Below are 1,348 nucleotides of genomic sequence, written 5' to 3'. Positions count from 1 at the left end.
GAACCGCCCCGGCATGTCCGGAGACTGTCTCAAACGGTCAACTCGGCGGGTTGCCGAGCTGCGATCCGAGCGTAGTAGGCCGCCTCCAACTCGGCCGGCGGGACGTCCCCGCAGTACTCGTAGAGTCGGCGATGATTGAACCAGTCGACCCACTCGGCGGTCGCGATCTCGACCTCGTCGACACCCTTCCAGGGCTTGCGCGGCTTGATCAGTTCGGTCTTGTACAACCCGTTGACGGTCTCGGCGAGCGCGTTGTCGTACGAATCGCCGGTGCTCCCGATCGATCCCACGATCCCCGCCTCGGAGAGGGCATCGCCGAACCGGATCGACGTGTACTGGCTACCGCGATCGTTGTGATGAACGAGATCAGTGAAATCTGCTGTACCGTAACGGGTTCGTGTCCACACTGCCTGCTCGAACGCGTGCAGCACGAAGTCGGTCGTCATCGACGACGACACCGACCAGCCCAGGATCCTGCGCGCGTACGCGTCGATCACGAACGCCACGTATACCCACCCCGACCAGGTGCTGACATACGTGAAATCGGCAACCCACAGCCGATCCGGAGCCCCCGGGGTGAACCGGCGGCCGACCAGATCCTCGCGGTCGTGCCCACCCTCTCGTGCGATCGTGGTCCGTTTCACCGTCCCGCGCACCGCCCCGGCCAGCCCTTCGTCACGCATCAGGCGTTCGACGGTGCACCGGGCCACCGCGATACCCTCACGATTGAGTTGCAGCCACACCTTCCGGGCCCCGTACACGCCGTAGTTCGCTGCATGAACTCGACGGATTTCGTTGATCAACAAAGCATCCCGATACTCCTGCGCGGTCGCCGGGCGGTTGCACTGCTCGTAATATGTCGATGGGGCGATCCGGCATCCGTGCGCGGTCAGCACGGTGCAGATCGACTCGACACCCCACCGCAGACCACCGGGTTCACGCCGGTCGGCGTGAACCCGGATGAAGTCCACGATCAGCCGTGTGGCCGGTCGAGTTCGGCCGCGAAGAAAACCGACGCCGCCTTCAAGATCGCGTTCGCCCGCTTCAGCTCGGCGTTCTCACGCCGTAGCCGCCGCAACTCCTCGGACTCGGTCGTCGTGACACCGTCCCGGGACCCGTCGTCGACCTGTGCTTGCCGCACCCATTTCCGCAGCGTCTCCGCCGTGGTGACCCCGAGCAGAGGAGCGATCCGTCGCATCGCTGCCCACTCCGACTCATCCTTCGGACGTTCCGCGACCATCCGCACCGCCCGAACCTTCAGCTCCGACGGATACCGCTTCGTGGTGTTCCCTGGCATGACTCCAACCTTCCCAACAATCGGAGTCTCCGGACTCACCGGGGCGGTTCA

1 protein-coding gene is annotated in these 1,348 nt (G+C 64.7%); it reads right to left on the bottom strand.

The features are described 5' to 3' along the window. Nucleotides 1–29: 29 nt before the first annotated feature. Nucleotides 30–1,297 (bottom strand): IS3 family transposase gene (locus tag RZ1_RS29355; RefSeq protein ID WP_139282081.1). Its coding sequence is split into 2 segments (ribosomal slippage): nt 30–1,012 and nt 1,012–1,297, totalling 1,269 coding nucleotides; the frame shifts between segments, so codons are not numbered across the junction. Between the last annotated feature and the right edge of the window lie 51 nt (nt 1,298–1,348).

The sequence above is a fragment of the Rhodococcus zopfii NBRC 100606 = JCM 9919 genome (genome assembly GCF_001895025.1).
Classification (GTDB): Bacteria; Actinomycetota; Actinomycetes; order Mycobacteriales; family Mycobacteriaceae; genus Rhodococcus; species Rhodococcus zopfii.
The sequence above is the reverse complement of the archived record's forward strand: the minus strand, read 5'-3'. Positions and strand labels throughout refer to the sequence as shown.